The sequence below is a fragment of the Oscillibacter acetigenes genome (assembly GCF_025567605.1).
GTDB classification, from domain to species: domain Bacteria; phylum Bacillota; class Clostridia; order Oscillospirales; family Oscillospiraceae; genus Oscillibacter; species Oscillibacter welbionis.
In genome coordinates this window covers 61023-87000 of record NZ_JAOQKG010000003.1, presented here as the reverse complement: position 1 = coordinate 87000, position 25978 = coordinate 61023, and the positions used below count along the sequence as shown (strand labels likewise).

The window sequence follows — 25978 nt, the reverse complement described above, 5'->3', positions numbered from 1 at the left end:
TCAATTCCGCGTCATGCGGCAGATGTAAAAGCCGTCGGTGCCGTGGCGGTGGGGCCACAGAGTCACCTGGCCCTCGGTCTCCCCCACCGGTCCGGACAGGGAGAAGGGCGTGCGGCAAAAGTCCGGGTGCTCTGCCAGGAAGCTGTCGGATACACCCTCGTTCTCCTCCGGCAGGATCGTGCAGGTGGAGTACACCAGCGTGCCGCCGGGCCTCACGTACCGGGCGGCGTTGTCCAAGATCGCCCGCTGGATCACCGGCAGGGCGAACAGGTCGTCAGGCTTTTTGTACCGGACATCCGGCTTCTTCCGGATGATGCCGAAACCCGAGCAGGGGGCGTCTACCAGCACCACATCGAACCGCGCCTCCCACTCCGGCCGGAACCCCCGGCCGTCTGCGGCGGTAGTCTGGATGCACGCAAGGCCCAGTCGCTCCGCCCCCTCCCGGATGCGCTTCAGCTTGTTCTCGTGGAGGTCGCAGGCCAAAATCTCCCCCTGGTCCTCCATTGCAAAGGCGGCGGAGAAGGACTTGCCTCCCGGCGCGGCGCACACGTCCAGCACCCGCATACCCGGCTCCACCCCGGCGATTTGGGACACCAGCCGGGCCGCCGGGTCCTGGACCAGGAATTTTCCCATTCGGAAGGGCTCCAGCGCCGTCAGATCCCCGACGTGGTCCAGCTCCAGGCATCCGGACACCCAAGGATGGGGCCGGACAATCACGCCGGATGCCTCCAGCTCCGCCGTCAGCTCCTCCGCAGCAGCTTTCAGCGGATTCACCTGAATCGTCAGCGGCGCCGGAGCGTTGTCGGCCGCAAGGCAGGCTTCCGTCTCCGGCCCCAGAATGGCCTGGAGGCGTTTCACCAGCCACTTGGGATGGCTGTACCGGATGGAGAGGCTGTGCAGTGCATCCTGGTCTGGGATCCTCGGCAGGTGCACCTTGTTCCGGGAGAGTTGCCGCAGCACCGCGTTCACCAGCCCGGCTGCCTTGGCCCGGCCGTTGTCCTTGGCCTGCTCCACCGCCTGATTGACAGCGGCGCTGTGGGGAATTTTATCCAGAAACAGAATTTGATAAGCCCCAATCCGCAGAATTTCCAGCAGCGGCGGCTGCAAGTGGTCGACCTTTTGGGAGCAGTAGGCACCCAGGTAGAAGTCCAGCAGCAGCCGGTTCTGCATCACGCCGTAGACGATACGGCTGCACAGCGCCGCCTCTGGTCCGGACAGGCCGTCCCGGCGGAGCTGGGCCCTCAGGGCCGCATCCGCCCAGGCCCCGGCCGTGCGGCAGCTCACCAGGACGCGCAGGGCGGTGTCCCGGGCATTAGGGGCCCTCATTGGCTGCCTCCCTGATCGCGGCCGCCGCGGCCGATAAAGATCAGCACAAACCGCATCAGCTGCAGCAGGCTCATCAGCAGCGCCGCCACATAGGTCAACGCCGCGGCCCGCAGCACCTTTTTGGCGCCGGGCAGCTCATCCTCATCCAGCAGGCCCGCCCCGTCGATGGTGGCGATGGCCCGGGCGGAGGCGTTGAACTCCACCGGCAGCGTCACCAGCTGGAACAGCGTGGTGAAGGAAAACAGCACGATGCCGATGAAGAACAGAGACTGGTTGTACAGCACCAGCCCCACCAGCAACAGGATGAAGGACAGACTGGAACCGATCCGCGTGGCGGGGATGATGGCCGTGCGCAGCCGCACAGGGCCGTAGTTTTCCGCGTACTGGACAGCGTGGCCCGCCTCGTGGGCCGCCACGCCCACCGCCGCGATGGTGGGGGCGTCGTAGACTGTCTCAGACAGGTAGATGGTATTGTCCCGAGGGTCGTAGTGGTCTGTCAGATTTCCCCGGCAGGGCCGGACAGGCACACCGAATACCCCGTGAGCCCGCAGCACCGCTTCCGCCGCCTGGGCACCGGTGATGCGGCGCCGGTTGTTCACGGCATTGTACCGCCGGAAGCTGCCGGACACCTGGAACTGGGCCCACAGGGACAGCAGCAGCACTGGGATCAGCAGCAGGACGTACAGATTATTTGCAAGAAAGTCGCCATAACCGTAATAGATATGACCGTAATAGGGCATAAAAACCTCCCGAATTGTGAAACTGGCGGAGCTCAGACCTCCAACGGGTGGCCCAGCAGATAGGACGCCGCAGCCATGCGCTTGCCGCCCTCCGCCTGGATCTCCGTGAGATACAGGCTCTCTCCCCTGCCGCAGGCCACCTGGATGCCCTGCTTCCCGGCGGAGAGCACTGTACCGGGCGCCGCGCCGGTCTGTTCGCCGGGGGCGGTGCGGTAGACCTTGAACCGCTGCCCTGCCAGCTCGCAGGCCGCGCAGGGCCAGGGAATCAGTCCCCGGACCTGACAGTCGATCTCCCGGGCGGAGCGGGTCCAGTCGATGGGGGACATCTCTTTTGTCAGCATGGAGGCGTAGGTCTGACGGCTCTCATCCTGGGGTGTCCGGGCGGCTGTGCCGTTTCCGATGGCCGCCACCGCCTCGCTGAGGGCCTCTGCCCCCAGGTCCGCCAGGCGCACCGTCAGGGCCTGGGCGTCCTCGTCCGGGCCGATGGGAGTCTCCTTCTGCAGGATCACGTCCCCTGCGTCCAGCTCCTTCGCCATATACATGATGGAGACGCCGGTAGTCTCCTCCCCGTTCAGGATGGCCCAGTTGATGGGGGCCGCCCCCCGATACTTGGGCAGCAGAGACGAGTGGACGTTGATAGAGCCGTATCTGGGCGCCTCCAGAATGTCCTCCGGCAGGATGCGGCCGTAGGCCGCCACCACCGTCAGCTCCGGTGCCAGGGACTGCACCAGCTCCAGCGCCGTGCCGTCCCGCATCTTCAAAGGCTGATAGACGGGAATATTTTCTGTCAAAGCAAATTCCTTTACAGGCGTTGGCACCAGCTTATGTCCCCGGTTTTTGGGCTTGTCCGGCTGCGTGAACACGCCGCAGACCTCATGGCCGTCGGCCACCAGCCGCCGCAAGGACGCCACGGCGAAGTCCGGCGTGCCCATGAACAGGATCCGCATGGGCTCACTCCCCTTCCTGAGCTTCTGCGGCCTCACGGGCCTCCCGCTCTTCCTGCTCCAGATAGTCCCGAAGCTCCTCATCAGAGAGGAAGTGGTCGATGTGCTCCACAAACAGATGGCCGTCCAGATGCTCGATCTCGTGGCAGAAGGCTCGGGCCGTCAGGCCCTCGCCCTCCACCTCGAACCAGTCGCCATACCGGTCCTGGGCCCGGACCCGGACCACGTCCGGCCGGGTGACGATGCCCCATTTGCCGGGCACGCTGAGGCAGCCCTCCAGCCCGGTCTGCTCGCCGCTCTGAGCCACGATCTCCGGGTTCACCAGTTCGATATACTCCTCAGAGTCCTCGTCCAGCACCACGCACACCCGGCGCAGCACTCCCACCTGGGGAGCAGCCAGCCCAGCGCCATTGGCATCCTCCAGTGTTTCCAGCATATCGTCCAGCAACTGGTGCAGGTGAGGGTTGAACTCCGTCACAGGGCGGCACACCTTTGTCAGGCACTCCTCTCCCTGCACCACGATCTTCCGTAAAGCCATAAGTCCTTGACCTCCTTCAAAACGCTGCTCACTCCATGGAGTTGCAGTCCACAAATAGATTCATCCCGCGGTTGGCGCGGTCGTTTGCAAATGCCTTCAGCAGCCAGCTCACCGCCTCTCGGGTGGGCCTGTCGTTCTTTCCCACCAGCAGGCAGCGGTAGCGGTAGCGGTTATTCAGCTTCATCACCGGCGCAGGGGCGGGACCCAGCACCTCCGGTTCTCCGGCCGCCAGCTCCGGCAGGGCGCAGAGGCGGCGCAGCTCTTCCCGCACTGCGACGGCGGCCCGGAGGACGGCGCCCTCCTCGGTACCGGAGACGGTGAAGGTGAAGAGGTCTGCAAATGGCGGAAACCGCCGCAATCGCCGCATCCGGATCTCCCGCTCATAAAACCCCTGGTAATCCTGCCGAGCCGCGCACTGGATCACATCGTTTTCCGGGGTGTAGGTCTGGATCACCGCCCGGCCGGCACTGCCGCCCCGGCCCGCCCGGCCCACCACCTGGGTCAGCAGGCTGAAGGTCCGCTCGGCGGCCCGGTAGTTGTCTACATACAGGGACAGATCCGCAGCCAGAACCCCCACCAGTGTCACCTGGGGAAAGTCCAGCCCCTTGGCCACCATCTGGGTGCCCAGGAGGATGGGAATCTGCTCCCGCTCAAACTTGTCCAGCAGCTGCTCATGACGGCCCGCGGCGGTGTCTGCGTCCATCCGCAGCACCTCCGTACCCGGGAACAGATCGTGGAGCTCCTCCTCCACCTTCTGAGTGCCGGTGCCCACGTGCTTCATGATGCCGCCGCAGACGGGGCAGGTGTCGCTGGATCGCTCCGAGTGGCCGCAGTAGTGGCACATCAGCCGTCCATTGGCGGAGTGATACGTCAGCGCCACGCTGCAGCGGGGACACTCCGGCACATGGCCGCACTCCCCGCACAGCAGATACCTGTTGCTGCCCCGGCGGTTCAGCAGCAGGATGCTCTGCTCTCCCCGCCGCAAGTTTTCCTCCAGCTCAGTGCGGAGGACCTGCCCCACCATCCCGGCGTTGCCCGCCCGGATTTCCTGTTTCAGGTCCGCCACCAGCACCTCCGGCAATGCCTGCCGGTTATATCGCCGGCGCAGCAGCGCCTTGTGATAGATCCCATGCTCCGCGTTCCAGGCGGTCTCCACCGCCGGAGTGGCAGACCCCAGGACCAAGGTGGACTTGTCCCGGGCGCAGAGGTATTTGGCCACGTCCCGGGTGTGATACCGGGGCGGGTTTTCCGACTGATAGCTGCTCTCCTGCTCCTCGTCCAGGACGATCAGGCCCACGTTTTTCAGCGGGGCGAAGATGGCGGACCGGGTGCCCAGCACCACCTGGACCTCGCCCCGGCGGATACGCTTCCACTGGTCGTAGCGCTCCGTCATCCGCAGGGAGCTGTGGAGCATGGCCACCTGGTCCCCAAAGCAGGCGGAGAACCGCCGCATCATCTGGGGCGTCAGCACGATCTCCGGCACCAGGACCATGGCCCGCCTCCCCCGGCTCAGTATTTCCTGAACCAGACGGAGATAGACCTGGGTCTTGCCGCTGCCGGTGACGCCCTGGAGCAGCACCGCCTCCGGCTTCCCGGTCTTCGTCAGGGTCCGGATAGACTGAAAGGCCGCCTCCTGTTCCTCATTGAGGACGATAGGACCGCTGGGTTCCACCGCCGTCAGGTCCGGCAGCCGCAGCTCCTCTTCCGCTGAAAAAGCCACGATCCCCGCCTTCTCCATCCCCCGGAGGGCGGCCATGGAGACGCCTGTGAAGTAGCATACCTCCGCCGCGCTCATCCGCCCCTCTGCCGCCAGGAGACGCACCGCCTCCCGCCGCTGGGGGGAGGATCGCTTTTCCGTCAGAGATGCGGCCTCCTCGGCGCTGACGGCCAGTTCCACCATCCGACGGGACTTGTCGCCGATCCTCCGGCGGGCCGCAGTCTCGCAGACCGTGACCCCGGCCTTCTGCAGTGCCCGCAGCACAGTGCCAGCCTCCCTGCCGCAGGCATCCTCCAGCACTGACAGCTCTGCGGAGCCTCCGGCGGCAAACAAGGCGTCCAGCACCGGGGCGGCCCGTCGGATGCCGGTGGCCGCGCCGTCGGCCGCGCAGCGGTCCATGCCCTCTGCCACATGCCAGACCTCCCGGATCTGGTACCAGAGTCCGGCGGGCAGGATGGCCTTCACCGCCTCAAACAGCGTGCAGAAGTACCGCTGCCGCAGCCACAATGCCAGGGCGATGCCATCGCCGTCCAGTACCGGCCCTCGGTCCAGGACCGACAGCAGGGGCTTGAGCCCCTGCATCTTTTCACCTGGCGTCCGGGCCAGAATAATGCCCTCACTGGTGCGGTTGCCCCGGCCGAAGGGCACGGTGACCCGGACGCCGGGTACCGCCGTTTCCAGCAGCTCCGGGGGAACCAAGTAGTCATAGGGCTTGTCAATGGAATAGGGCGCGGCGCTCACCGCGATTTTCACGATCTCAGCGGTTTCCATGCCTCGCCCCTCCTGTTGTTACTGTGCCTCTTCCTCCGCCGGCTGTAGATCCTCCGGTTCCTCAATGGTCAGGTCCATGTTTCTGGCGTCCAGCTTGCCGTCCGCCACTTCCTGGATGGCCAGGGTGACGGGCTTCTCCGTCAGATGCTCGCCAGTCTCCTCCGCCTCGTCGGCGATCTGCCGGGCCCGGCGGGCCACCACGTCCACCAGCATATAGCGGTTGGGGATATAGCCGGTCAGCTTGTTCATTGCGGGATACAGCATCATAATGGATCAACTTCCTATCTGCCTTGCAGGCGTAAATTTATTTATGGACAAAGCGGGCGTCTCAGCGTCCGCTGATGATCTCCATGCGCTCCTGGGGCTTGCAGTGCTCCGCCGTGATAATGGCGTTCAGCTCCCCCACCGCATTCTCCACGGTGTCGTTGATGACAAAGTAATCATAGGTGTGGGCCGTCTGAAACTCCACTTTGGCCCGCAGCAGCCGCTTCTGGATCTTCTCGGGGCTGTCGGTGCCCCGCTCTGTCAGGCGGCGCTCCAGCTCCGCCCAGCTGGGAGGGGCGATGAAGATGCGCACCGTGTCCGGCCGCTTGCTGCACACCTGGATGGCGCCCTGGATCTCAATATCCAGGATCACGTCCTTCCCGGCCTCCATGGCATCGTCCACAAACTTCTTGGGTGTGCCGTAGAAGTTCCCCACATACTCCGCGTACTCCAGGAATTGGTCCATGGCGATCCACTTCCGGAAGGACTCCACGTCCATGAAGTGGTAGTGGATACCGTCCAGCTCTCCGGGACGCGGGTCCCGCGTGGTGGCCGACACAGAAAAATACAGATTCTTCCGGGACTCCAGCAGGGCCTTGAGCACCGTGCTCTTCCCCACGCCGGAGGGGCCGGAGACCACAAAGGTCCTCCCCTTTCTCATATACACACGCTCCTATTCTTCGTTCTCTCTCTCTTCCTTCGGTGCGAACCGCTCCGGCGGCAGGGCCGACAGTACCACGTGGTCGCTGTCCATGATAAAAATGGACGCGGTCTTGCGGCCGTAGGTGGCGTCGATCAGCATTCCCCGCTCCCGGGACTCCTGCACCATGCGCTTGATGGGGGCCGAGTCCGGCCCCACCACAGCCACCAGCCGGTCGGCGGAGACCAGATTGCCGAATCCGATGTTGATGAGCTTCATCTTCCATCACTCCACATTCTGGACCTGCTCCCGCATCTTCTCCACTTCCGCCTTCAGCCCCACCACTACATTGGCAATGGCCACATCGTTGCACTTGGAGCCGATGGTGTTGGACTCCCGGTTGACCTCCTGGATCAGGAAGTCCATCTTCCGGCCCATGGGCTCGTCGCTTGCCAGCATGGTACGCAGCTGGGCCACGTGGCTCCGCAGGCGGACGGTCTCCTCGTCCACAGCCACCTTATCCGCGTAGATGGCGGCCTCCATCAGGATCCGCTGCTCGTCGACGGTGGTGCTCTGCAGCACCTCCTCCATCCGGGCGGTGAGCTTGGCGCGGTACTCCGCCACCGTCTCCGGCGACCGCATCTCCACCTGTCCGGTGTAGCGCTCAATGGCGTCCAGCCGGTTGGAGATGTCCTCCGCCAGCTTCTGCCCCTCTACGGCCCGCATGTCATTGTACGCGGCCAGCGCCTCGTCCAAGACCGCGCAGAGGTCGGCGCTGACGGTCTCCAGGTCCTCATCCGCCTTCGTGACGGTGAGGACGTCCGGGAACCGGGCCAGCGTCTCCGGCGCGGGCCGATAGTCCGCTGTGCCGCAGACGTCCGACAGCTCCCCCAGGGCGGCGGCATACTGGGCCGCCAGCTCCCGGTTCACCGCAACCTTGACCACATCCGCGGCAGTGGCGTCCACGGTGATGAACACGTCCACCTTTCCCCGGGACACCGCCTGCTGGACGTGCTTTTTCACTGCGTCCTCCGCAAAGGCATACATCCGGGGCATCTTCACGGTGCAGTCCAGATACCGGTTGTTGACGGAGCGGACCTCCACCGTGATGTCCCGCTTGTGCAGCTCCTGTCTTGCCCGGCCGTAGCCGGTCATGCTCTTAATCATGTGATCCCTACTTCCTCTCTTGTGGTCTCTCAGCAGCAGAACCAATAGCCGCCGCCATTGCAGAGCGCCCAGAGACAGCACAGGCTCATACAGGGATTTCCGCCGCACAAGGTGCCGAAACTCCCGCCGCCGGGGCGGTATGCCGTGTCGTCCGTGCCCTCCATATACTCCAGCGCCTGCCGGTACTCGGCGTTGGTGGGGTCCATCTGGCAGGCGGTCCGGTAGTACCGCAGCGCCTCGTCCAGCCAGCCCCGGCGGTAGCAGACCGCCCCCTTCAGGAAGTTCCACTCCGCATTGTGGTCGCTGTAATTGGCCAGCAGCGCCTCCGCCCGGCTGATGTTGCCGGTGTTGATGGCGATGCGGGCCTGCTGGAGCACGGAGCTCTGACCGCTGTAACTCTGGGAGCCCCCATATCCGCCGTAGCCCTGATAGCCGCCGTACCCGCCGTAGCCGGAAGCGCCGTAAGAGGCCCCGCCGGAGCCGCTCCCCCGCTTGCCGGAGGCCCGCTCCTTGGTGATCTGCTCGTAGGCGGCGTTGATCTCTTTCATCTTCTCCTGCGCCAGATCCGCCAGCGGATTGTCGTGGTAGTTATCCGGGTGGTACTTCCGGGCCAGGTCCCGATATGCTTTTTTGATCTCCTCGTCGGAGGCGTTCTCCGACACACCCAGTATCTGATAGGGATCGTTCATGTGGTCTCCTCAGCCTTCTTGTGTTTCTTTCTCTGTTCTCTGGGGGGCATTTTGTGGAAGGTGCCCTCCAGCACGGCCCGGCCCACGGCAAAAAGCCCGGTGTACACCGTACTCTCCAGCAGGGGGCGCCAGACGCCGAAGTCCCACAGCTCAAAGGCCGTGGCGATCATGTGGATGGAGTGGTCCAGCGTTCTGGCAAAGGCCCGGCGGCTCTCCTCGTCCCATTTGCCGTCCCGCAGGCCATAGCGCAGGGCCACGGGATTATAATTCCCGGAGACGGCGTCTTTTTGCAGGTCGTCCGCCGCGTCGATCAGATACACCCACCGGCCCAGGTGGTAGAGCATCTGCTCCAGCACCCGCCGCCGCACCGGGTCCTCCACCCCGGCAGCCGCTGCCGCCAGCAGCTGGGCAAAGGTATCTGCCGCCTGATCCATGGAGGGACAACACTCCCCCTCCAAGCGGCTCAGAGCCGCCAGCTGTTCCCGCACCCGGCCGTCAAACTCCGGCCGGGCCGCGGCAGCCTTTCGATAGCCGCCCCGCAGTGCGGCGGCGGAGACCCGGTAGCCCAACCCCTTCCAGAGGCCGTGGTCCTCCACGCCGTCCCGCAGCTGCCAGTAGGCCAGAATCACGCTCTCATCCGCCGCCAGCTCCAGGGCCGCGGTTGCGGGCTGGTACGCCCGGAGCCGGACGGGGCTGGACACGCACCGCCTCCGGCAGGGTGCAGCTTCTTCCGGATCCGACAGCAGGATGGCCAGATAGGTGAAGTCGTAGTTCAGGATCATCCGGGCCGCCGGGCCGTACCGCTCCCCCAGGGTGTGGCACAGCCCGCAGTATGCCCGCCGGAACCGGTCTGCCTCCTCCTGAGGCAGGATCTCCAGCGGGGGGCGTACATAGCCGAACACCGCCTCAGAACACCCGGACGATGTTGAAGGTCAGGCCGCCCCTGGCCCGCAGCCTGCGGTCATAGAAGATGGCAAAGACGATGCCCGCCGCGAATCCGGCCGCAGCCACCGCGTACTGCGCCGCTACGCTGTCCGTCAACAGGGACATGATGACATACCCCGCCAGGAACAGCACCACCGGGATCAGGTACACCAGTACCACGATCCGCAGCATATTCTTGGTGCTGCTCTCCACAACCACCTTCTGTCCGGGCCGGGCGCCGATGGGGTTGCTGGCCCGGGCGTGGACCGCCGCGCCGGTGACGCCGCAGCCGGCGCACTCCTCGCAGTCGTGTCCGCAGGCGGATTTCCGGGGTACGGAAATCTCCGCGTGGTCCGCATCTAAAATTCGTTCAACTGTTGCGATCTGCGTCATGTTGTCTCGTCTCCTGTATCTGGGGTCTCCCCGGCGGGCGTATCAGGCTCCGCCGGCTGATCGGATGTCTGTTCAGAAATGGTGACACGCACCTGATACGTCCCGCCGGAGACGCCCACGTCGTGCCCCACCACCGTCACCTCCGCGGGGACAGTGTAGGTGCCCACGGCGGAGCCGAAGTCCGCCAGGTCCACCGTCACCAGAATGTTGTCCGAGGTAATGGCCCCCACATCCCCGCTGGTGCCGAAGATGGACACGGCCAGCTGCTCTGTCAGCAGGTCTACGGTCCGGTCCTCCGGCGCGTTCTCCAGAATGAAGTTGGTGGCCGTCACCGTGGTGCGCTGCATATCCTTGAAGGAGATGCGCAGCGTGGCGCGTGTGACGCCGCTGAGATTCTCGCATCCCTCCGGGATGGGAATGGCATAGCTGTAATTGGTGGTGCTGCCCAGCTCCGCCAGATTGAAATCGTCCAGAACGATGCTGTCCATGCTGTTCAGCACATCTGCCGGGCCGGACACCAAGATGGTGGACGGCTCGATCCCCCAGTCCACGTTGTACATGCGGGCGCCGGCGGACTCCACGAAGTTCATGGTCAGCTGCAGCTCCCGGGTGACATATACCGGCAGCGTCACCTGAATGGTCTCCTCTGTGGTCTGGAGGCTCGTGTTCTCCAGCAGCTGGTCGTTTGCGTCATAGAACTGGATGGGCAGCTCTCCCGTGACCGTGGAGGTGGCGTCCTCTCCCAGATCCAGGGTCACCTTGGCATAGCTGACGGCATCCACATCCTCCTGATCGCCCCGGACCTCGATCTCCGTGGGGCTGACCTGCAGCTCTCCGGCGGAGTAACCCTCTGCCACATTGCCGGAGATCTCGCACCGGACATCCACCGTCTTGTGGTACAGCTCCGCCACGTTGATGGTGATGACGGAGGGCGTCCGGTCGCTCACCGTAATATTCTGCCGGAAATACTCTTCCGTATAGCCGTAAATCACCGAGGTCACCGTCTGCACCCCTGTCCGGCTCACATTGGAGAGATCCACTGTCACCCGGATATAGTCTTTGTCCAGCAGAGCCAGGTCAAACGCGGTCCCTTCCATCTCCAAATCCACGGTGCTGACGGTATCCTCGTCCAGCAGCATGAAGCCCCGCTCTGTAAGGACCGTCTCCCCAGTGTAGGTGATGGGCACATCCCGGAACCACTTGGTATGCATCACCGCACCGCCGTTGTTTCCGAAGTTGTCCACGAAGATCCACACCACGATGGCCGCCAGGATGCACAGGGCGAGATACACCGCCTTCTGCTTGGGATTACTTTTCATGGTTGTCGCCTCCCGTGCTTCCGGCCCGCAGCAGATTCATCAGGCTGAACTTGGGCTTGTCCTCCCCGGCCTCCTGCGGAAGCAACTCGTTCCGCAGGATATTGGCCAGCGTCTCCGGCTTGAGGTGCCGCTTGAGCATTCCCCCGATGGCCACGGAGATGGACCCGGTCTCCTCGGAGACGATGACCACCACGGCGTCGGCGTTCTCGCTCATGCCGATACCGGCCCGGTGGCGCATCCCCAGCTCCCGGGAGAGGTTCACGTTCTTGCTGAGAGGCAGCATGCATCCGGCGCCAAGCACCCGCCCGTTCCGGACGATGACGGCGCCGTCATGCATGGGGGCCTTTACAAAGAAGATGTTTTTCAGTAATTCGCTGGAGACCGCCGCATCCAGCACCGTGCCGCTGCGGACCATGTCGTCCAGCAGGTTTTCCCGCTCGAACACGATCAGGGCGCCGGTGCGGGACTGGGACATCTCGGTGCAGGCCAGCACCGTCTGGTCGATGGCCTGTTCCACGGCGGTGCCGGCCTCCGCCCGGGAGAAGAAGGCGATGAAGCGGCGGCTGCCCACCTCCTCCAGGATGCGTCGGATCTCGGGCTGGAAGAGGACGATCAGCGCCACCACGCCCCACCTCACCAGCTGGTTCATGATAAAGTTGATGCTGTTCATATTCAGGACCATGGACAGCATCAGCGCCGCCAGAAACACCAGCACGCCCTTGAGCAGGCTGGCGGCCCGGGTGCTCTGAATCAGCGTCAGAGCCTTGTAAAACACAAACACCATAATCGCTATATCCAAAATGTCCGTGACCTTCAGCATCATCAGATACCGGCCGATGATCCCGGGCAGTGTGGAGAGCGTGACAAATTCCATTGGACGTCATCATCCCTTTCAGGCCATGAATATCTAGATTATATAAAATCTGCCTGTAGAATGCAAGGCAAACCAAGCTAAAATTCACGGTCTGTTCAGAAAGTCACCTCAGGATCTCCCCCATAGCCACTAGGAAACGGGATACTTCCTCCCGCGTGTTCCAGTGGGAAAAACTCAGCCGGACGGTGCCGGTGTCCAGCGTCCCGGCGGTGCGGTGGGCCAGGGGCGCGCAGTGAAGGCCCGCCCGCACGGCGATGCCCCGGTCTGCCAGGGCCGCGCCCAATGCCTCTGCGTCCATGCGCTCCGGGACAATGGAAAGCACCCCCGCCTGGGCCGCCAGGTCTGGCAGGGCAAACACCTGCAGTCCAGGGAGCCGCCTCAGGCCCTCCGCCGCCTGGAAGGTCAGCTGCCGCTCTCCGGCGCAGATGGCCTCCGGCCCCAGCTGGCGGACGAATCGGACCCCCGCCAGCAGCCCTGCGATGCCGGGCATATTGTGGGTGCCCGCCTCCAGCCGATCCGGCAGGAAGTCCGGCATCTCCTGCTGGATAGAGATGCTGCCGGTGCCGCCCTCCAGCAGTGTGCGGACGGGGACGTCCTTCCCGCACAGCAGCACGCCGGTCCCCTGGGGGCCGTACAGGCCCTTGTGGCCCGGCATGGCGATGAAGGCCGCCCCCAGGGCCGTCATGTCCAGGGTCAGCATCCCGGCGGACTGGGACGCGTCGATGATGAAGGGTACCTCCCGCTCCCGGCAGATAGCGGCGATAGCCTCCACCGGCTGGACGAAACCGAATACGTTGGACACGTGGTTGCAGATCACCGCGTCCGTGCCGGGCACGATCAGGCGGTCAAAGGCCGCCGTCACCGCTGCAGGCTGAAACAGGGGCGCCGCCGCCACGGACACCTGGGCTCCCAGGGCCGCCAGGGGCCGGGTGACAGCGTTGTGCTCATATCCGGAGATCACGGCTTTCCCGCCGGGAGGCACCAGGCTCTTGATGGCAATGTTCAGGCCGTGGGTGGCGTTCATGGTGAAGGCCACCTGCTCCGGGTTCTCCAGATGGTACAGCTCCGCCAGCTCTGTCCGGCAGTCGAAGGCAGCCTCCGCCGCACGCATGGCGGCGGGGTATCCGCCGCGGCCGGGAGAGCTCATGGTGGCCATGGCGTCCCGCATGGCGTCCGCCACAGTCCGGGGCTTCTGGAAGGTGGTGGCCGCGCTGTCAAAATAGATCACGGTCTCACCTCCCGGAACGTCCCCCGCTGGGTCAAGAATATCTGAACAGGGTCCAAAGATTCCCTGTGAAGGGCCGTCAGGGCAGCCGTCAGGTCGGAGTCCGCGATCTGCACGGCGTAGGCGCAGCCCCGGTCCGTCAGGTCCCGGGGGGCCCGGAAGATCCGGCTTCGGATCCCCGACCGGGCCAGCGCCCGCTGCATCCGCTGGGCATAGGTCACCGAGCGGGCGATAATCAAATAGTGCTCCACAGACACTCCTCCTCTCTACCCATTCTATGGTCGGGAGGCGCGGACGTGCGAAAAGGACGCGCCCGAGGCACGTCCTTTTTTTCAAGGGAGCCGTTCCAGCAGCGCCACCGCATGGGCCGCCATGCCGGAGCCGTCCCCGGTAAAGCCCAGATGCTCCTCTGTGGTGGCCTTCACATTCACCCGGTCCGCATCCGTCCCAAGAGCTGCGGAGAGGTTCGCCTCCATCTCCGGGCGGTAGGGGCCCACCTTGGGGGCCTGGGCGATGAGGGTGGCGTCGATGTTCACCACGGCCCATCCTCTCTCCTGCAGCAGCGCTGCCACCTGCCGCAGCAGCTCCAGGCTGGAAATACCGGCGTAGCGGGGATCGCTGTCCGGGAACAGCTTGCCGATGTCCCCCAGCTTGGCGGCGCCGCAGAGGGCGTCCATTACCGCGTGGGTCAGCACGTCCGCGTCGGAGTGGCCCAGCAGCCCACGGTCCCAGGGGATCTCCACGCCCCCCAGCACCAGCCGCCGCCTCTCCGTCAGCCGGTGGACGTCATATCCATGTCCGATCCGCAGATTCGTCATATCCGATCCTCCCTGGCCTGCAGAATAGCCTCCGCCAAAATCAGGTCTACCGGAGTGGTGATCTTCAGGTTTTCCTCGTCCCCCTCCACCAGATAGACCCGCTTGCCCAGCCGCTCCACGGCGGAGCAGTCATCCGTTATGGGGATGCCCCCCTCAACAGCCGCCTGAAGCGCGGCTTTCAGCAGCGCGCTCTCGAAGATCTGGGGTGTCTGCACAGCCCGCAGGGCCGCCCGGTCCAGCGTCTCCGCCACCGTGCCGTCGTCCCGGACGGCTTTGATGGTGTCCTTCACCGCCACCGCCGGGGCCGCCGCCCCGCAGCGGGCGGCCTGCTCCGCCACATCGTCGATGAGCTCCGGCGTCACCAAGGGGCGGGCGCCGTCCTGCACCGCCAGCAGCTCCATGCCCTCCCCGGCCTCCAGTGCTGCCAGAAGCACCGAGTGGGCCCGGCTCTCCCCACCCCGGATCACCTTGGTGCATTTGGTGATGCCGTAGGTCCTGCACAGCTGGGAGATCTCCAGAAAGTCCTCCTCCCGGGCGGCTACCACGATCTCGTCGATCCGCCGGGCCATCTGCAGGGCCGTCAGTGTCCGGGCCAGTACAGGAATGCCGTCCAGGGGCTGCAGCAGCTTGTTCACCCCGCCCATGCGGGAAGAACTGCCTGCCGCCGCCACCAGCGCGGCGCAGCAAGGGCGCTGGGCATCCCGGAATTTTTTGAAAAATGCCATGATCCGACCTCCCTGGAAATTTCTCCTGAAACAGCAGAATGTTCGCGGACATGGTCCGCGAACACGTTATCTCTGGATCTCCGGTGTCTGGAGCATGGCCTGCTCCACACGCCGCTCCACCTCTTCATAGCCGCTGTCCTCTGCCAGCACCAGCTCCGACAGCAGGATCTGGCGGGCCGTATGAAGCATCTTCCGCTCCCCATTGGAGAGGCCCCGCTTCCGTTCCCGGAACATCAGCCCCTTAATCACACGTGCCACCTCGTACAGATCCCCGCTCTTCATCCGCAGCAGATTTTCCCGGTACCGCTTGTTCCAGTTGCTGCTCTCCTCCACCGCCAAAGACGGGATAGCGGCAATCAGGGCTTCCGCCTCCGGCCGCTGGATGACCGAGCGGACTCCAATCGTCTGGCTGTTGGCGGTGGGGATCTTCAACAGCAGTCCACCCACCGGCATTTTGAACACATAGTAGTCCTGTGTACTCCCCGCGACCTTTTCCTGAACGATGGCGTCGATCACGCCGGCCCCATGCATTGGATGAACGACCAGATCCCCAACGCTGAACATGGTAAACTCCTTCCCATTTCCGCCGGGCGGTGACTGGAACCCGCTCTCTCTATTTCCACTTTTCTGTTTTCATAAATTTCATTATACCGGCTTTTCAGCAGCTTTACAAGCTTATTTTGAAATTTTTTTACTATCTTTTCCAGTGCCTTACACTTTCCGCAGAGAATCATCCACCCGCGGCAAGGGCATCAGCTCCTCCAGACACAGGTCCCCCCTGTACAAAAGAGCCGGACGGCAGATATGCCGCCCGGCTCCGGAGGATTTTGTTATCTCTTGTTGGAACGGCGCCAGATGTGCATCTTCTCCGCCTCGGCGATCAGCTCCTCGCGGAACTGAGGATGGGCGATGGCAATCAGGCCCTCGGCCCGCTCCCAAGTGGACTTGCCCTTGGCGTTGAACTTGCCGTACTCCGTCACTACATAGTGGAGGTTGGTGCGGGTGGCGGTGACCACGGACCCCTCCAGCAGCGTGGGCCGGATACGGGACTTCAGCTGGCCGCTTTTTTTGTCCATGTAGGAGGAGGAGCAGCAGATGAAGCTCTTGCCACCCTTGGACAGGTACGCGCCCATGACGAAGTCCTGCTGGCCGCCGGCACCGGAGATATGGTGAATTCCAGAGGACTCAGAGGACACCTGGCCGTACAGGTCGATATCCACGGCGCCGTTGATGGAGATGAAGTTGTCGATCTGAGACACCCGGGCAATGTCGTTCACATAGCTGACGGGAGCAGCCATGCACTCAGGGTTGTTGTCGATGAAGTCATACAGCTTCTGTGTGCCCGCCGCGAAGGCATAGGTCTGCCGGCCCCGGTCAAAGGGCTTGCGCAGGCCCGTGATGCGACCGGCTATGGACATGTCCACGAAGGCGTCCACGTACATCTCGGTGTGCACGCCCAAATCCTTCAAGTCGCTCTCGGCGATCATCTTGCCGATGGCGTTGGGCATAGAGCCGATGCCCAACTGCAGGCAGGCACCGTCACAGATCTCCGGCACCACCAGTTTGGCCACCGCCATGTCCACCTCACTGGCGGCTCCGCCGCCGCCCAGTTCATCCAAAGCAGGGTTCTCTCCCTCCACGATCATGTCCACGTCGTCGATGTGGATGCAGTTCTCAAACCCGCCCAAGCACACGGGCATGTTCTTGTTGACCTCCACGATGACGGTCTTGGCGCACTCGCACACAGCCTTCAGGTGGGAGCCGCCGGGACCGAAATTGAACCAGCCGTGCTCGTCCATGGGGGCCACCTGGAACATGGCCACGTCCAGGCTCTTGATGCAGTTGCGGTAATACCCCGGCAGCTCAGAATACCGCAGGGGGATGTAATAGGAGAAGCCCTCGCTCACGGCCTTGCGCTCGATGCCGCCCATGTGCCAGGAGTTCCAGCAGAAATGCTCCGCCGCATTGGGCACATCGAAAATGGCGGGCTTGTGGGTCAGGATACCGCCCCGGATCTTCACGTCGGTCAGCTCGCCCATCCGCCGGGCCAGCGCCTTATCCAAGGCATCCGCCGAGCAGACGCTCCAGCCGTAATCCACCCAGTCGCCGGACTTGACGGCCTTGACCGCCTCGTCGGCCGTTGTCAGCTTCTGTTTGTACACTTCCTGGTAGCTCATGTTGATCTTCCTCCTGTAATTCCCGTTTGTTGTATGATGTCATCGGTGTTGTCTTACATTGATTGTCAAGAGTATAACATACCAGCCCTTGAAAAGCAATCCATACCGTGAAAAAAATCACAAAATTTTCAAAAAAAGGCAGGCCCCTCACCGGAGCCTGTCTTTTTTAGGTCTGGAAATCCGTGCGGATTACTCCTCCACAGGAGCTTCTTCCTCCTCAGCCGCGGGAGTCAGCAGGGCGCGGATGGACAGGGAGATCTTCTGCTTCTCCTCGTCGATGGCCGTGATCTTGGCGTCCACAATCTGGCCCTCGGAGAGGACATCCTCAGGCTTGTCGATGCGCCGGTCAGCAATCTGGGAGATATGGATCAGGCCGTCCACGCCGGGCACGACCTCGGCAAAGGCGCCGAAGGTCATCAGCTTGACGATGCGGACAGAGGCCACGTCGCCCACCTGGTACTTGTCCATGAACACCTGCCAGGGATCGATGCTGTGATCCTTCACGCCCAGGGAGATCTTCTTCTTCTCGGGATCGAAGGAGATGACGTACACGTCCATGGTATCGCCCACCTTGCAGACCTCGGCGGGGGTCTTGATCCGGCTCCAGCTGAGCTCGGAGATATGTACCATGCCGTCCACGCCGCCGATGTCCACGAACACGCCGTAGCTGGTCATGGACTTGACGGTGCCGGTGTAGTGCTTGCCCACTTCGATGTTGGCCCACACCTCCGCCTGGGCGGCCTTCCGGGCCTCCTCAGTGACGGAGCGGATGGAGCCCACCACGCGCCGGCGGGCGCGGTTGACCTCGGTGATCCGCAGCTGGACCTTCTGCTTCACCATGGCAGACAGATCGGCGCCGCGGGGCTGACCGCTCTGAGAGGCGGGGACGAATACCCGCACACCCTTGACGGACACCACGATGCCGCCCTTGTTCTCCTCGGTGACAGTGCCCTCCAGAACGGTCTTCTCCTCCACGGCCTGCTCGATGTTCTCCCAGACCTTGGCAGCGTCCAGACGCTTCTTGGACAGCTCTGCGTAGCCCTCCACGTCGTTGACGCGGACCACATAGGTCTCGATCTGGTCGCCCACGTGGATGATGTCCTCCGCCTTGACATTGGGGTCATCGCTCAGCTCACTGAGCTTGATGTAGGCCGCCTGCTTGGCGCCCACGTCCACCTGCACTTCGGTGGGGGTGATGGCGGTAACGATGCCGGTGACCCGGTCACCGTTATTTAAAGTTTTAAAAGACTGATTCAGTAATTCCTCGAAGGACTCCTCTTTGCCCTCGGCCGCCTTGATTTCTTCGCTCATCGTTGCATATACCTCCTTAATGATGCCCGCAGGCGTGGAGGCACCAGCCGTAAGGCCCGCAACAGTACAACCATTGAAAAAATCCGGCGAGAGCTCGTCCGCGCGTTCAATCTGGACCACGCGGGGGCATCTCCTCAGGCAAATTTCCGTCAGATGTTTGGTGTTGGCGCTTTTACGGTCTCCCACCACGACCATCACGTCTGCTTTGCCGGCGATTTCTGCCGCCTCAGACTGACGTTCATGCGTAGCATTACATATTGTATCAAAGATTTTTACGTTTGTACACTGTTTTTTTATGATTTTCCAAGAAGTTTCAAAAAGTTTTCGGATGCAGGTGGTCTGCGCTACTACGGTAACAGGGATTTCCCGACTTTTCTCATCCCCGTCCAGCCAGGCCTCCACGGCCTCCGGCCCGTCGAACACCAGGGGCTGGCGGCACCAGCTGGCCACCCCCATCACCTCCGGGTGCAGGGGTTCGCCGATGATCACCGGACGGCGGCCCTCCGCCTCCGCCTGGGCCACTAGGCGCTGGATGCGGATCACATTGGGACAGGTGGCATTGACGCACCGGACGCCCCGGGCCTCCAGATCGTCCAGCACGGATTTCAATTCTCCATGGGATCGGATCACCACCGTGTCCCCCGCCGCCAGGCCAGCCGGGTCCTCGGTCTTCCGGACACCCCGGCGGGCCAGATCCTCCACCACGTGGGAGTTGTGGATCAGGTCTCCCAGCATCCAGCATCCGCCGGTCTCCTCCCCGGTCTTTGCCGCCAACTCCACCGCCCGCTTCACGCCGTAGCAGAATCCGGCGCTCTTGGCCAAAAGGACCTTCATCGCGCCTCCTTCCCCAGGGCGTAGGAGCGGCGGAGCACCTCGTCGGCGATGGCCTGGACCTCCTCCGGTGAAGGCCGACGGCTGGTGGCCTCCGGCCGGTATGCCTGGCCGAAGATGATGCGGGTCCGGCGAAAGAGGCGTTTGTTCCCCTCCACGTACACCGGCACGAACTGCGCCCCGGAACGGATGCCGATGACGGCCACACCACCCTTGGCGGGCAGAGCCCCCTCGTGTTCCACCCGGGTTCCCTCCGGGAATATCAGCAGGTTGTCCCCGCTCTTGATAGCCTTCAGGGCGGTTTTCACCGCCTCGATGTCCCCCTCGCCCCGGTCAACAGGGAAGGCGCCCAGCTTCCGCAGTACCCAGTCAAAGACCTTGTTGCAGAACAGCTCCTTCTTGGCCATGATGTGGAGCCGGTAGTTCACCGGAACCTTCAGCGCCACCAGCACCGGGTCCCAGTTGCTGTTGTGGTTGGGACACAGCAGGGCGCCGTGCTCCGGCAGGTTCTCCCGCCCGATGATGGTGACCGGGTGAAGAATCCCCGCCACCAAGTTTACCAGATAGTAGATGCATACGAAAAATCCATTCAACGGCCTCTTTTCGCTCATAGTCCCGTCCTCTCCCGGATAATGTGCAGCAGCGCGTCTTCGCTCTGGACAAAATCCAGAGCCGTGGTGTCCAGCAGCACCGCGTCCTCCGCCTGACGCAGGGGTGCGGCGTCACGGTGGGTATCGTTCCAGTCCCGTTCCTGAATGGCACGGAGGATAGCCGCATAAGGCTCCGGCGTCCCCCGCTCCTCCAGCTCCAGCATCCGGCGGCGGGCCCGCTCCTCCGCGGAAGCGGTGAGAAACACCTTCACCTCCGCATCCGGCAGCACCACCGTGCCGATATCCCGGCCGTCCATCACCACGCTGTTCTCCCGGGCCAGCTGGCGCTGCATCTCCAGCAGGTACGCCCGAACCTCCGGATAGGCGGATACCAGAGAGGCGTAGCGGGACACCTCCGGCAGGCGGATCTCCGCCGTCACATCCATTCCATTCAGCTCCATGTGCTGCAGGCCGTCCGTCCCATAGGTCAGGCAAATCTCCAGGTCCGGCAGCACCGCCACCACGGCGGAGCGGTCCCGGGGATCGATCCCCTTCCGCCACACGGCATAGCCGATGGTGCGGTAGATGGCACCTGTGTCCACGTATAAAAAGTTCAGTCTGGCGGCCACGCTCCTGGCCAGGGTGCTCTTCCCCGCGCCGGAGGGCCCGTCGATGGCCACGCGAATGTTCTCACTCATGCGTTCTCTTCCCCTTGTCTCAGCGCCTCCGCCGCAGCCTGTCCCGCCGCCCGGCCTGTGGCCCAGGCGATCTGCAGGTTGAATCCGCCGGTATAGGCGTCCACATCCATGATTTCTCCCGAAAAGTATAATCCCTTTACAAGTTTTGATTCCATTGTCTTTGGGTCAATTTCACTGATCTTTATGCCGCCGGAAGTGACGATGGCGTCCGTTACCGGGCAGGGTCCGGCAATCTCCACAGAAAAATGCTTGAGGCCCTGGACCAGTTCCCGCCTCTGCTCTCGCGTCAGGTCATGGACCTTTTGATGGGGCGGGATGCCCGACCGCTCCACTGCCACCGGAATCAGCTTCTGGGGCAGCAGATCGTCCAGCGCGTTGCAGAAGTCGTGGTTGGCGTACTTCTCAAAGTCCCGCAGCAGCCGCTTGTCCAGGGCCTGCTCATCCAGGGCGGGCTTCAAGTCAATCTCCAGCCGGTAGGTCTTTTTGCCGAAGTGCCGCATGTGGGCGGAGGCCGACAGCACCAGGGGCCCGCTGACACCGAAGTGGGTGAACAGCATCTCCCCGAAGTCCGTGTAGATCTTCTTCCGGTCCTCAAACACCGCCAGCCCCACATTCCGCAGGCTCAGGCCCTGGAGCTCCCGGCCCAGGCCGTAATCCCGCAGCGGCACCAAAGAGCCCTGAAGGTCCGTCACCGTATGCCCCGCTTCCCGGGCCATTCGGTGCCCCTCTCCTGTGGAGCCGGTGGCGGGGTAACTGACGCCGCCGGTGGCAAGGACTACCGCCCCGGCAGGGTATGTCCCCCGCTCTCCCCGGACACCTGTGACGGCGCCGGAGGTGATCTCCAGCTCCGTCGCCCGGTCCCGGGCCAGAGAGACCTTCAGCGCCTTCAGCCGCCGCTCCAAAGCGGCGCTGACGTCAAAGGCCCGGTCACTGACGGGAAACACCCGATTCCCCCGCTCGGTCTTCAGCGGCACGCCGATGGACGCAAAGAACGCCATGGTGTCCCGGCCGTCGAACCGGGAAAAGGCGCTGTACAAAAACTTGCCGTTCCGGGGCACGTTGGCCAGCAAGGTCTGTACATCGGCGTTGTTGGTGACGTTGCACCGGCCCTTGCCGGTGATGTTCAGCTTCTTTCCCAGCCGCTCATTGGGCTCCAGCAGCGTCACCCGTGCGCCCCGCTCCGCCGCGGAGACAGCGGCCATCATCCCGGCGGCTCCCCCGCCGATCACTACCAGCCCCTTACTCATCGTCCATCTTCCCGAACACGCCGTAGGCGTTCCAGATGTCCTCCAGCTCCGCAAAGGTGCGGGACACGTCCGACCGCATCCGGGAGCCCACGGCGATCAGCAGCGCGTTGATGAGGGACAGAGGCGCCACCATGGAGTCCACAAAGGAGATCATCTCACTGGGAGCCAGCAGAGCAGCCTCCGCCATCTGGTAGACGGGGGACAGCTCATTGTCTGTAATGGCCACGATGGTAGCCCCCCGGTCCTGGGCAAACTTCACTGTGTTCATAGTGACCTTGGAGTACCGAGGGAAGCTGATGGCGATCATCACATCCCCGGGGCCGATCCGCAGCAGCTGCTCGAAGATCTCCCCTGCGGCGTTGGACTGCACCAGCGTCACGTTCTCGGACAGCAGGTGCAGGTAGAAGTTCAGATACCCCGCCACAAAGGAGGAGGTCCGCACCCCCAGGATGTACAGGTGCCCGGCGCCCAGGATCAGGTCCACCACCTTGTTGAACTCAGTCCTGTCCGCCTCTTCCGCCACCATCCGCAGCTTGTCCATATCGGACTGGATCACGGCGGACAGCACATCCTGTCCGCCGAACAGATTGTCCGCCGCCTGGATGCGCTGGGTGGAAGTGAGGCGGCTGCGGATCATCTCCTGCAGTGCCCGCTGCATACTGGGATAGCCGTCGTACCCCAGCTCCGATGCGAAGCGTACCACTGTGGACTCGCTGACGCCGGAGAGCTTCCCCAGCTTGCTGGCAGTCATGAAGGCGGCCTTGTCGTAATTCTGCAGGATGTAGTCGGCAATCCGCTTCTGTCCCTTGGAAAAGGTGGGCATATTGCGCTCGATGGTATGTAGGATGCTCTTAGCCACTGCTGTTTCCTCCGTCGGCCGCCTGCAGGGGGCCGTTCTTGATCTTGCCCGGCAGCTCCGCTGGCCCGCCGGACGTTCCGCGGTCTATTGTAGCACAGTTTTTTCAAAATTCAAACCGCTTTGCGGGATTTTTCCGTCTCGCCGCCGGAATGGAAAAGACGCCGCCCCATTCAGGGCGGCGCCTTCCGCTTTTCAGTCAGGGGGTGACTCCCAGCGCCCCAGCCTCGTCCTGTGTCAAATACCGCCACTTTCCCGGCGGCAGATCGCCCAGCTCCAGAGCTCCCTCCCGGACCCGGCGCAGCCGCTTCACCGTCAGGCCGCACTGGGCACACATCCGGCGGACCTGCCGGTTCTTCCCCTCATGAATGGTCACTGCCAGCACCGCGGTTCCGGGAGTTTCCCGCAGCACCTCCACCCGGGCGGGGCGGATGGGCTCCCCCTCCAGGTCGGTAACGGCTGCCAGCCGGGCCGCCGCGCCGGCCACCGGTCCGAATACGGAGACGTGATACGTCTTTTCCACCTCGTGCTTTGGATGCAGCAGGTGCTGGGCCCAGGCACCGTCGTTGGTCAGCAGCAGCAGGCCCTCGGAATCCAGGTCCAGCCGTCCCACGGGATAAACCCGGCTCCCGCAGTCCGCTACCAGCTCCGCCACTGTCCGCCGCCCCCGCTCGTCCGAGAGGGTAGAGACATAGCCCCGCGGCTTGTTCAGCAGGATGTACACGGCCTCCGCCCGGGGCGCCAGGGGACGGCCGTCCACCAGGATCTCGTCCCGATCCGGGTCTGCACGCTGGCCCAGATGGGCGGTCTGGCCGTTCACCGTCACCCTTCCGGCGATCAAATATGTCTCTGCCGTCCGCCGGGAGCAAACCCCCGCGGCGGACAGCAGCTTCTGCAGTCGTTCTTCCATGTTGTCCTCTCTCTATCCCGGCAACCCCTGCTTCAGAATGCTCAGGGCGCTCTCCATCCGGGGCGCCACGTCGGCGCCATACAGCAGCGCCACCCGGCCCACCTCTTTTCCATTGACCGAGAAAACCGCCTCCCCGGCCCGCCGGCCGGCCCGGATGGGGGCCCGCAGAGATCCGGCCAGCTCCACGTCCAGCTCCAGGGACTCCCCCTCCGCCAGCGGCCAGGCGAAGCTGTCCGCCGCCACCAGGGGCACCGTGGCGCTCATGCCGTTTTCCACCTGGACCCGCTGGATTGTCTGGCCCAGAGAGGCCCCCAGCTTGGCGGGATAGGTGGAAAAACCGTAGTCATACAGGGCCGCGTGGTCCGCCCAGTCGTTGCCGTCCTGGAGAGTCACCGCCACCAGCCGCTGGCCGTTTCGCTCCACACAGCTCACCAGCGTCCGGCCTGCCGCCATGGTATAGCCGGTCTTCAGGCCGATACACCCCTCTATCTGGTTCAACAGCTTGTTGTGGTTGGTCATGGTCCGCCCGCCAATGGTGACGCTGCGGGTGGAGGCCATCCGTACCAGAGTCTCATTTTCCACCGCCGCGCAGGCAAGACGCGCCATGTCCCGGGCCGTGGAGTAATGGTCCTCATGGTCCAGCCCGTTAGGGTTGGCGAAGGAGGAGTGCTCCATGCCGATCTCCCGGGCCGTTGCATTCATGAGCTTTGCAAAGTCCTCCTGGCTGCCGCTGATGTGCTCGGCAATGGCCACGGCCGCATCGTTGCCGGAGCAGAGCAACAGTCCATACAGCAGTGTCTCCAGCGTCAGCTTCTCCCCCACCTTCAGATACATGGAGGAGCCCTCTGTATACGCCGCCTCCCGGGAGACTGTGACCACATCGTTCAGGTCTCCCTCCCGGATAGCCACCAGGGCCGTCAGAATCTTGGTAGTGCTGGCGATCAGCATTTTCGCGTCGGCGTTCTGCTCATACAACACCCGGCCGCTGTCCACGTCCATCAAAATAGCGGAGGAGGCAGACGTACTGACCGCGTGCGTCTGACAAGGAAAAAGACTGAACAGGGCCGCCAGAGCGATCCCCAAAGCGGCAAGCCGCCGGAGCAGGGTTTGCAAATGCCATCACCTCATTTGTTTGGTGATGGTAGTATACCCCGTTCAGACGGGTTCTTTTTCTTCCTTCTTGTCGAAATATTTTTCCACTTTGTCCACCAGATCCGGCATCATCTCCACCACCCGGTCCAGCGTGGTCATGGGCGGCATCGCCACCGGCAGCACCCGGGTCGTTCCCTCCCGGATCACCAGGAACGCCACAGGCTCAATCTTCACGCCTGCGCCGCTGCCGCCGCCGAAGTCCTTGGGCTGGGTCTTACCGTAGTCGGCGCCGCCGCAGCCGAAGCCCATACTGACCCGGGAAATGGGGATCAGAGTCACGCCGTCAGGCGTGGTGATGGGCTGCCCCACGATGGTGTTGGTGTCCGCCATCTCCCGGATCTTGTCCATCGTGGAACGCATCAAATCGCTGAGGGGTCTCTTCTTGTCCATTGTCTCGTCCATGGATGCCATCCTTTCTCGTCACGCGGCGGGGTGTTCTGCCGCCTTGTTGTCTGCTGCTTTGGATGCGGGCGGCATCCGCCGCCGCTTCATGAACCGCCGGAGCCAGCCGATGGCCGGGACCGCCAGCTGCGTTCCCACGGCGATCAGCGTCCCCAGCCGGATGGAGATGCCAAGCTCTCCTTCCGCCCGGGTCTCCTGCGCGTCAAAATCAATTCCGAGATGAATCCCGGGATCCCGGATCACCACCAGCTTCTCCAGAGCCGGCATCCCGGTCCAGACCAGGGCGTGGAGTCCACCGTACAACTCTGCGGCTGCCGCCGGGTCCTCCGCCCCGCCCAGGGTGGCGGACAGGCGCAGCGGGTCTACGCGGATACCCCGCCGGGTGCGGCGCAGAGCCTTTTTGGCGGCGGGCCACAGCGTCCTTGCGGCGTCCTGAAGATCTTCCAGTTTGGGCTTCGGGATTTTTTTTGCCGCCTCTGCCAGGTCCTTCGGCTCCTTTTTAGGCTTTCCCGTTTTTTTGGTTTCCTGCGGCGTTTTTTTTGTCTCTTTGGACGGTACCAGCCGGACCCGGAAGGGACCAATCGTCAAATCCGCCGCGGCCTGCCCCCTGCCGAAGACCACATACAGTCCCAGCCGCAGCCGCCACAGAAAAATCGCAAGTGCCAGCAGCACCGCCAACGTGATCCAAAGTCCCAGCAACGTCCATCACCCCCCTGACCGCTCTGGCGGA

General features: G+C 63.6%; 29 protein-coding genes. All 29 read right to left on the bottom strand.

Annotated elements, in window-relative coordinates:
- Entirely contained in the window at positions 1-1326 is a 1326-nt protein-coding gene (rsmB, locus tag OCV80_RS07120; RefSeq protein ID WP_119311019.1) for a 16S rRNA (cytosine(967)-C(5))-methyltransferase RsmB, read from the bottom strand.
- Positions 1323-2066 carry a zinc metallopeptidase gene (locus OCV80_RS07115; RefSeq protein ID WP_119311020.1) on the bottom strand — a complete coding sequence of 248 codons (744 nt, stop codon included), beginning with the start codon at positions 2064-2066 and terminating at the stop codon, positions 1323-1325. Before OCV80_RS07115 ends, rsmB begins: the two co-directional genes overlap by 4 nt.
- A gap of 32 nt (positions 2067-2098) precedes the next feature.
- The gene (gene fmt, locus OCV80_RS07110; protein WP_021749902.1) at positions 2099-3013 is read right to left on the bottom strand and encodes a methionyl-tRNA formyltransferase; all 915 of its coding nucleotides are present in this window, start codon (positions 3011-3013) and stop codon (positions 2099-2101) included.
- A gap of 4 nt (positions 3014-3017) precedes the next feature.
- Positions 3018-3548 (bottom strand): peptide deformylase, encoded by a 531-nt coding sequence (gene def / locus OCV80_RS07105; RefSeq protein WP_021749901.1) that lies wholly within the window; start codon positions 3546-3548, stop codon positions 3018-3020.
- 28 nt (positions 3549-3576) lie between these two features.
- Positions 3577-6036, bottom strand: coding sequence for a replication restart helicase PriA (gene priA, locus OCV80_RS07100; protein WP_267288317.1), 2460 nt, complete (start codon positions 6034-6036; stop codon positions 3577-3579).
- An 18-nt stretch (positions 6037-6054) separates the two neighbouring features.
- The gene (gene rpoZ / locus OCV80_RS07095) at positions 6055-6303 is read right to left on the bottom strand and encodes a DNA-directed RNA polymerase subunit omega (protein WP_021749899.1); all 249 of its coding nucleotides are present in this window, start codon (positions 6301-6303) and stop codon (positions 6055-6057) included.
- Positions 6304-6364: 61 nt separating this feature from the next.
- Positions 6365-6961, bottom strand: coding sequence for a guanylate kinase (gmk, locus tag OCV80_RS07090; protein WP_021749898.1), 597 nt, complete (start codon positions 6959-6961; stop codon positions 6365-6367).
- A gap of 12 nt (positions 6962-6973) precedes the next feature.
- Entirely contained in the window at positions 6974-7219 is a 246-nt protein-coding gene (locus OCV80_RS07085; RefSeq protein ID WP_021749897.1) for a DUF370 domain-containing protein, read from the bottom strand.
- Between the two features lie 6 nt (positions 7220-7225).
- Positions 7226-8107 (bottom strand): YicC/YloC family endoribonuclease, encoded by an 882-nt coding sequence (locus OCV80_RS07080; protein WP_021749896.1) that lies wholly within the window; start codon positions 8105-8107, stop codon positions 7226-7228.
- A 29-nt stretch (positions 8108-8136) separates the two neighbouring features.
- Complete coding sequence (locus tag OCV80_RS07075; protein WP_025545465.1) at positions 8137-8796, bottom strand: J domain-containing protein; 660 nt, start codon at positions 8794-8796, stop codon at positions 8137-8139.
- Positions 8793-9698, bottom strand: a complete 906-nt coding sequence (locus tag OCV80_RS07070; RefSeq protein WP_267288316.1) for a DUF5685 family protein — start codon at positions 9696-9698, stop codon at positions 8793-8795. The genes OCV80_RS07075 and OCV80_RS07070 overlap by 4 nt, the downstream gene beginning before the upstream one ends.
- Positions 9699-9702: 4 nt before the next feature.
- A complete protein-coding gene (locus OCV80_RS07065) occupies positions 9703-10113 on the bottom strand; it encodes a SoxR reducing system RseC family protein (protein WP_021749893.1) in 411 nt (136 codons plus the stop codon).
- Positions 10110-11432 (bottom strand): CdaR family protein, encoded by a 1323-nt coding sequence (locus OCV80_RS07060; RefSeq protein WP_119311024.1) that lies wholly within the window; start codon positions 11430-11432, stop codon positions 10110-10112. The genes OCV80_RS07065 and OCV80_RS07060 overlap by 4 nt, the downstream gene beginning before the upstream one ends.
- On the bottom strand, positions 11422-12306 hold the full coding sequence (gene cdaA, locus OCV80_RS07055; protein ID WP_021749891.1) for a diadenylate cyclase CdaA: 885 nt from the start codon (positions 12304-12306) through the stop codon (positions 11422-11424). Before cdaA ends, OCV80_RS07060 begins: the two co-directional genes overlap by 11 nt.
- A 103-nt stretch (positions 12307-12409) precedes the next feature.
- Positions 12410-13534 (bottom strand): aminotransferase class V-fold PLP-dependent enzyme, encoded by a 1125-nt coding sequence (locus tag OCV80_RS07050; protein ID WP_267288315.1) that lies wholly within the window; start codon positions 13532-13534, stop codon positions 12410-12412.
- Positions 13531-13782, bottom strand: coding sequence for a DUF3343 domain-containing protein (locus OCV80_RS07045; RefSeq protein WP_021749889.1), 252 nt, complete (start codon positions 13780-13782; stop codon positions 13531-13533). The genes OCV80_RS07050 and OCV80_RS07045 overlap by 4 nt, the downstream gene beginning before the upstream one ends.
- A gap of 81 nt (positions 13783-13863) precedes the next feature.
- Entirely contained in the window at positions 13864-14349 is a 486-nt protein-coding gene (ispF, locus tag OCV80_RS07040) for a 2-C-methyl-D-erythritol 2,4-cyclodiphosphate synthase (RefSeq protein ID WP_051365693.1), read from the bottom strand.
- The gene (gene ispD, locus OCV80_RS07035; protein WP_256264794.1) at positions 14346-15074 is read right to left on the bottom strand and encodes a 2-C-methyl-D-erythritol 4-phosphate cytidylyltransferase; all 729 of its coding nucleotides are present in this window, start codon (positions 15072-15074) and stop codon (positions 14346-14348) included. The genes ispF and ispD overlap by 4 nt, the downstream gene beginning before the upstream one ends.
- 66 nt (positions 15075-15140) lie before the next feature.
- Complete coding sequence (locus OCV80_RS07030; protein ID WP_021749886.1) at positions 15141-15638, bottom strand: CarD family transcriptional regulator; 498 nt, start codon at positions 15636-15638, stop codon at positions 15141-15143.
- 266 nt (positions 15639-15904) lie between these two features.
- Positions 15905-17251, bottom strand: coding sequence for a butyryl-CoA:acetate CoA-transferase (locus OCV80_RS07025; protein WP_021749884.1), 1347 nt, complete (start codon positions 17249-17251; stop codon positions 15905-15907).
- A 189-nt stretch (positions 17252-17440) separates the two neighbouring features.
- Positions 17441-19396 (bottom strand): bifunctional 4-hydroxy-3-methylbut-2-enyl diphosphate reductase/30S ribosomal protein S1, encoded by a 1956-nt coding sequence (locus tag OCV80_RS07020; RefSeq protein ID WP_119311027.1) that lies wholly within the window; start codon positions 19394-19396, stop codon positions 17441-17443.
- Positions 19393-20004, bottom strand: a complete 612-nt coding sequence (locus tag OCV80_RS07015) for a lysophospholipid acyltransferase family protein (RefSeq protein WP_021749882.1) — start codon at positions 20002-20004, stop codon at positions 19393-19395. Before OCV80_RS07015 ends, OCV80_RS07020 begins: the two co-directional genes overlap by 4 nt.
- Positions 20001-20681 (bottom strand): (d)CMP kinase, encoded by a 681-nt coding sequence (cmk, locus tag OCV80_RS07010; RefSeq protein ID WP_025545046.1) that lies wholly within the window; start codon positions 20679-20681, stop codon positions 20001-20003. The genes OCV80_RS07015 and cmk overlap by 4 nt, the downstream gene beginning before the upstream one ends.
- Positions 20678-21928 carry a BaiN/RdsA family NAD(P)/FAD-dependent oxidoreductase gene (locus OCV80_RS07005; protein ID WP_267288314.1) on the bottom strand — a complete coding sequence of 417 codons (1251 nt, stop codon included), beginning with the start codon at positions 21926-21928 and terminating at the stop codon, positions 20678-20680. Before OCV80_RS07005 ends, cmk begins: the two co-directional genes overlap by 4 nt.
- On the bottom strand, positions 21921-22787 hold the full coding sequence (locus tag OCV80_RS07000) for a MurR/RpiR family transcriptional regulator (protein WP_021749879.1): 867 nt from the start codon (positions 22785-22787) through the stop codon (positions 21921-21923). The genes OCV80_RS07005 and OCV80_RS07000 overlap by 8 nt, the downstream gene beginning before the upstream one ends.
- A 196-nt stretch (positions 22788-22983) precedes the next feature.
- Positions 22984-23694 (bottom strand): pseudouridine synthase, encoded by a 711-nt coding sequence (locus OCV80_RS06995; protein WP_119311029.1) that lies wholly within the window; start codon positions 23692-23694, stop codon positions 22984-22986.
- 12 nt (positions 23695-23706) lie between these two features.
- Entirely contained in the window at positions 23707-24807 is a 1101-nt protein-coding gene (locus OCV80_RS06990; RefSeq protein ID WP_249390744.1) for a D-alanyl-D-alanine carboxypeptidase family protein, read from the bottom strand.
- A gap of 42 nt (positions 24808-24849) precedes the next feature.
- A complete protein-coding gene (ytfJ, locus tag OCV80_RS06985; RefSeq protein WP_174232996.1) occupies positions 24850-25248 on the bottom strand; it encodes a GerW family sporulation protein in 399 nt (132 codons plus the stop codon).
- 18 nt (positions 25249-25266) lie between these two features.
- On the bottom strand, positions 25267-25947 hold the full coding sequence (locus OCV80_RS06980) for a DUF2953 domain-containing protein (protein ID WP_021749875.1): 681 nt from the start codon (positions 25945-25947) through the stop codon (positions 25267-25269).
- Positions 25948-25978 lie beyond the last annotated feature (31 nt).

Coding starts and splice junctions, on each gene's coding strand:
- OCV80_RS07015 (WP_021749882.1), bottom strand. CDS start 20,004: ATGAGCGAAAAGAGGCCGTTGAATGGATTTTTCGTATGCATCTACTAT.
- OCV80_RS07005 (WP_267288314.1), bottom strand. CDS start 21,928: ATGAGTAAGGGGCTGGTAGTGATCGGCGGGGGAGCCGCCGGGATGATG.
- rsmB (WP_119311019.1), bottom strand. CDS start 1,326: ATGAGGGCCCCTAATGCCCGGGACACCGCCCTGCGCGTCCTGGTGAGC.
- OCV80_RS07085 (WP_021749897.1), bottom strand. CDS start 7,219: ATGAAGCTCATCAACATCGGATTCGGCAATCTGGTCTCCGCCGACCGG.
- ispD (WP_256264794.1), bottom strand. CDS start 15,074: ATGGCATTTTTCAAAAAATTCCGGGATGCCCAGCGCCCTTGCTGCGCC.
- fmt (WP_021749902.1), bottom strand. CDS start 3,013: ATGCGGATCCTGTTCATGGGCACGCCGGACTTCGCCGTGGCGTCCTTG.
- OCV80_RS07080 (WP_021749896.1), bottom strand. CDS start 8,107: ATGATTAAGAGCATGACCGGCTACGGCCGGGCAAGACAGGAGCTGCAC.
- OCV80_RS07115 (WP_119311020.1), bottom strand. CDS start 2,066: ATGCCCTATTACGGTCATATCTATTACGGTTATGGCGACTTTCTTGCA.
- OCV80_RS07065 (WP_021749893.1), bottom strand. CDS start 10,113: ATGACGCAGATCGCAACAGTTGAACGAATTTTAGATGCGGACCACGCG.
- ispF (WP_051365693.1), bottom strand. CDS start 14,349: ATGACGAATCTGCGGATCGGACATGGATATGACGTCCACCGGCTGACG.
- OCV80_RS07025 (WP_021749884.1), bottom strand. CDS start 17,251: ATGAGCTACCAGGAAGTGTACAAACAGAAGCTGACAACGGCCGACGAG.
- OCV80_RS07030 (WP_021749886.1), bottom strand. CDS start 15,638: ATGTTCAGCGTTGGGGATCTGGTCGTTCATCCAATGCATGGGGCCGGC.
- priA (WP_267288317.1), bottom strand. CDS start 6,036: ATGGAAACCGCTGAGATCGTGAAAATCGCGGTGAGCGCCGCGCCCTAT.
- OCV80_RS07020 (WP_119311027.1), bottom strand. CDS start 19,396: ATGAAGGTCCTTTTGGCCAAGAGCGCCGGATTCTGCTACGGCGTGAAG.
- OCV80_RS07060 (WP_119311024.1), bottom strand. CDS start 11,432: ATGAAAAGTAATCCCAAGCAGAAGGCGGTGTATCTCGCCCTGTGCATC.
- rpoZ (WP_021749899.1), bottom strand. CDS start 6,303: ATGATGCTGTATCCCGCAATGAACAAGCTGACCGGCTATATCCCCAAC.
- def (WP_021749901.1), bottom strand. CDS start 3,548: ATGGCTTTACGGAAGATCGTGGTGCAGGGAGAGGAGTGCCTGACAAAG.
- gmk (WP_021749898.1), bottom strand. CDS start 6,961: ATGAGAAAGGGGAGGACCTTTGTGGTCTCCGGCCCCTCCGGCGTGGGG.
- OCV80_RS07075 (WP_025545465.1), bottom strand. CDS start 8,796: ATGAACGATCCCTATCAGATACTGGGTGTGTCGGAGAACGCCTCCGAC.
- ytfJ (WP_174232996.1), bottom strand. CDS start 25,248: ATGGACGAGACAATGGACAAGAAGAGACCCCTCAGCGATTTGATGCGT.
- cdaA (WP_021749891.1), bottom strand. CDS start 12,306: ATGGAATTTGTCACGCTCTCCACACTGCCCGGGATCATCGGCCGGTAT.
- cmk (WP_025545046.1), bottom strand. CDS start 20,681: ATGAGTGAGAACATTCGCGTGGCCATCGACGGGCCCTCCGGCGCGGGG.
- OCV80_RS06995 (WP_119311029.1), bottom strand. CDS start 23,694: ATGGAAGAACGACTGCAGAAGCTGCTGTCCGCCGCGGGGGTTTGCTCC.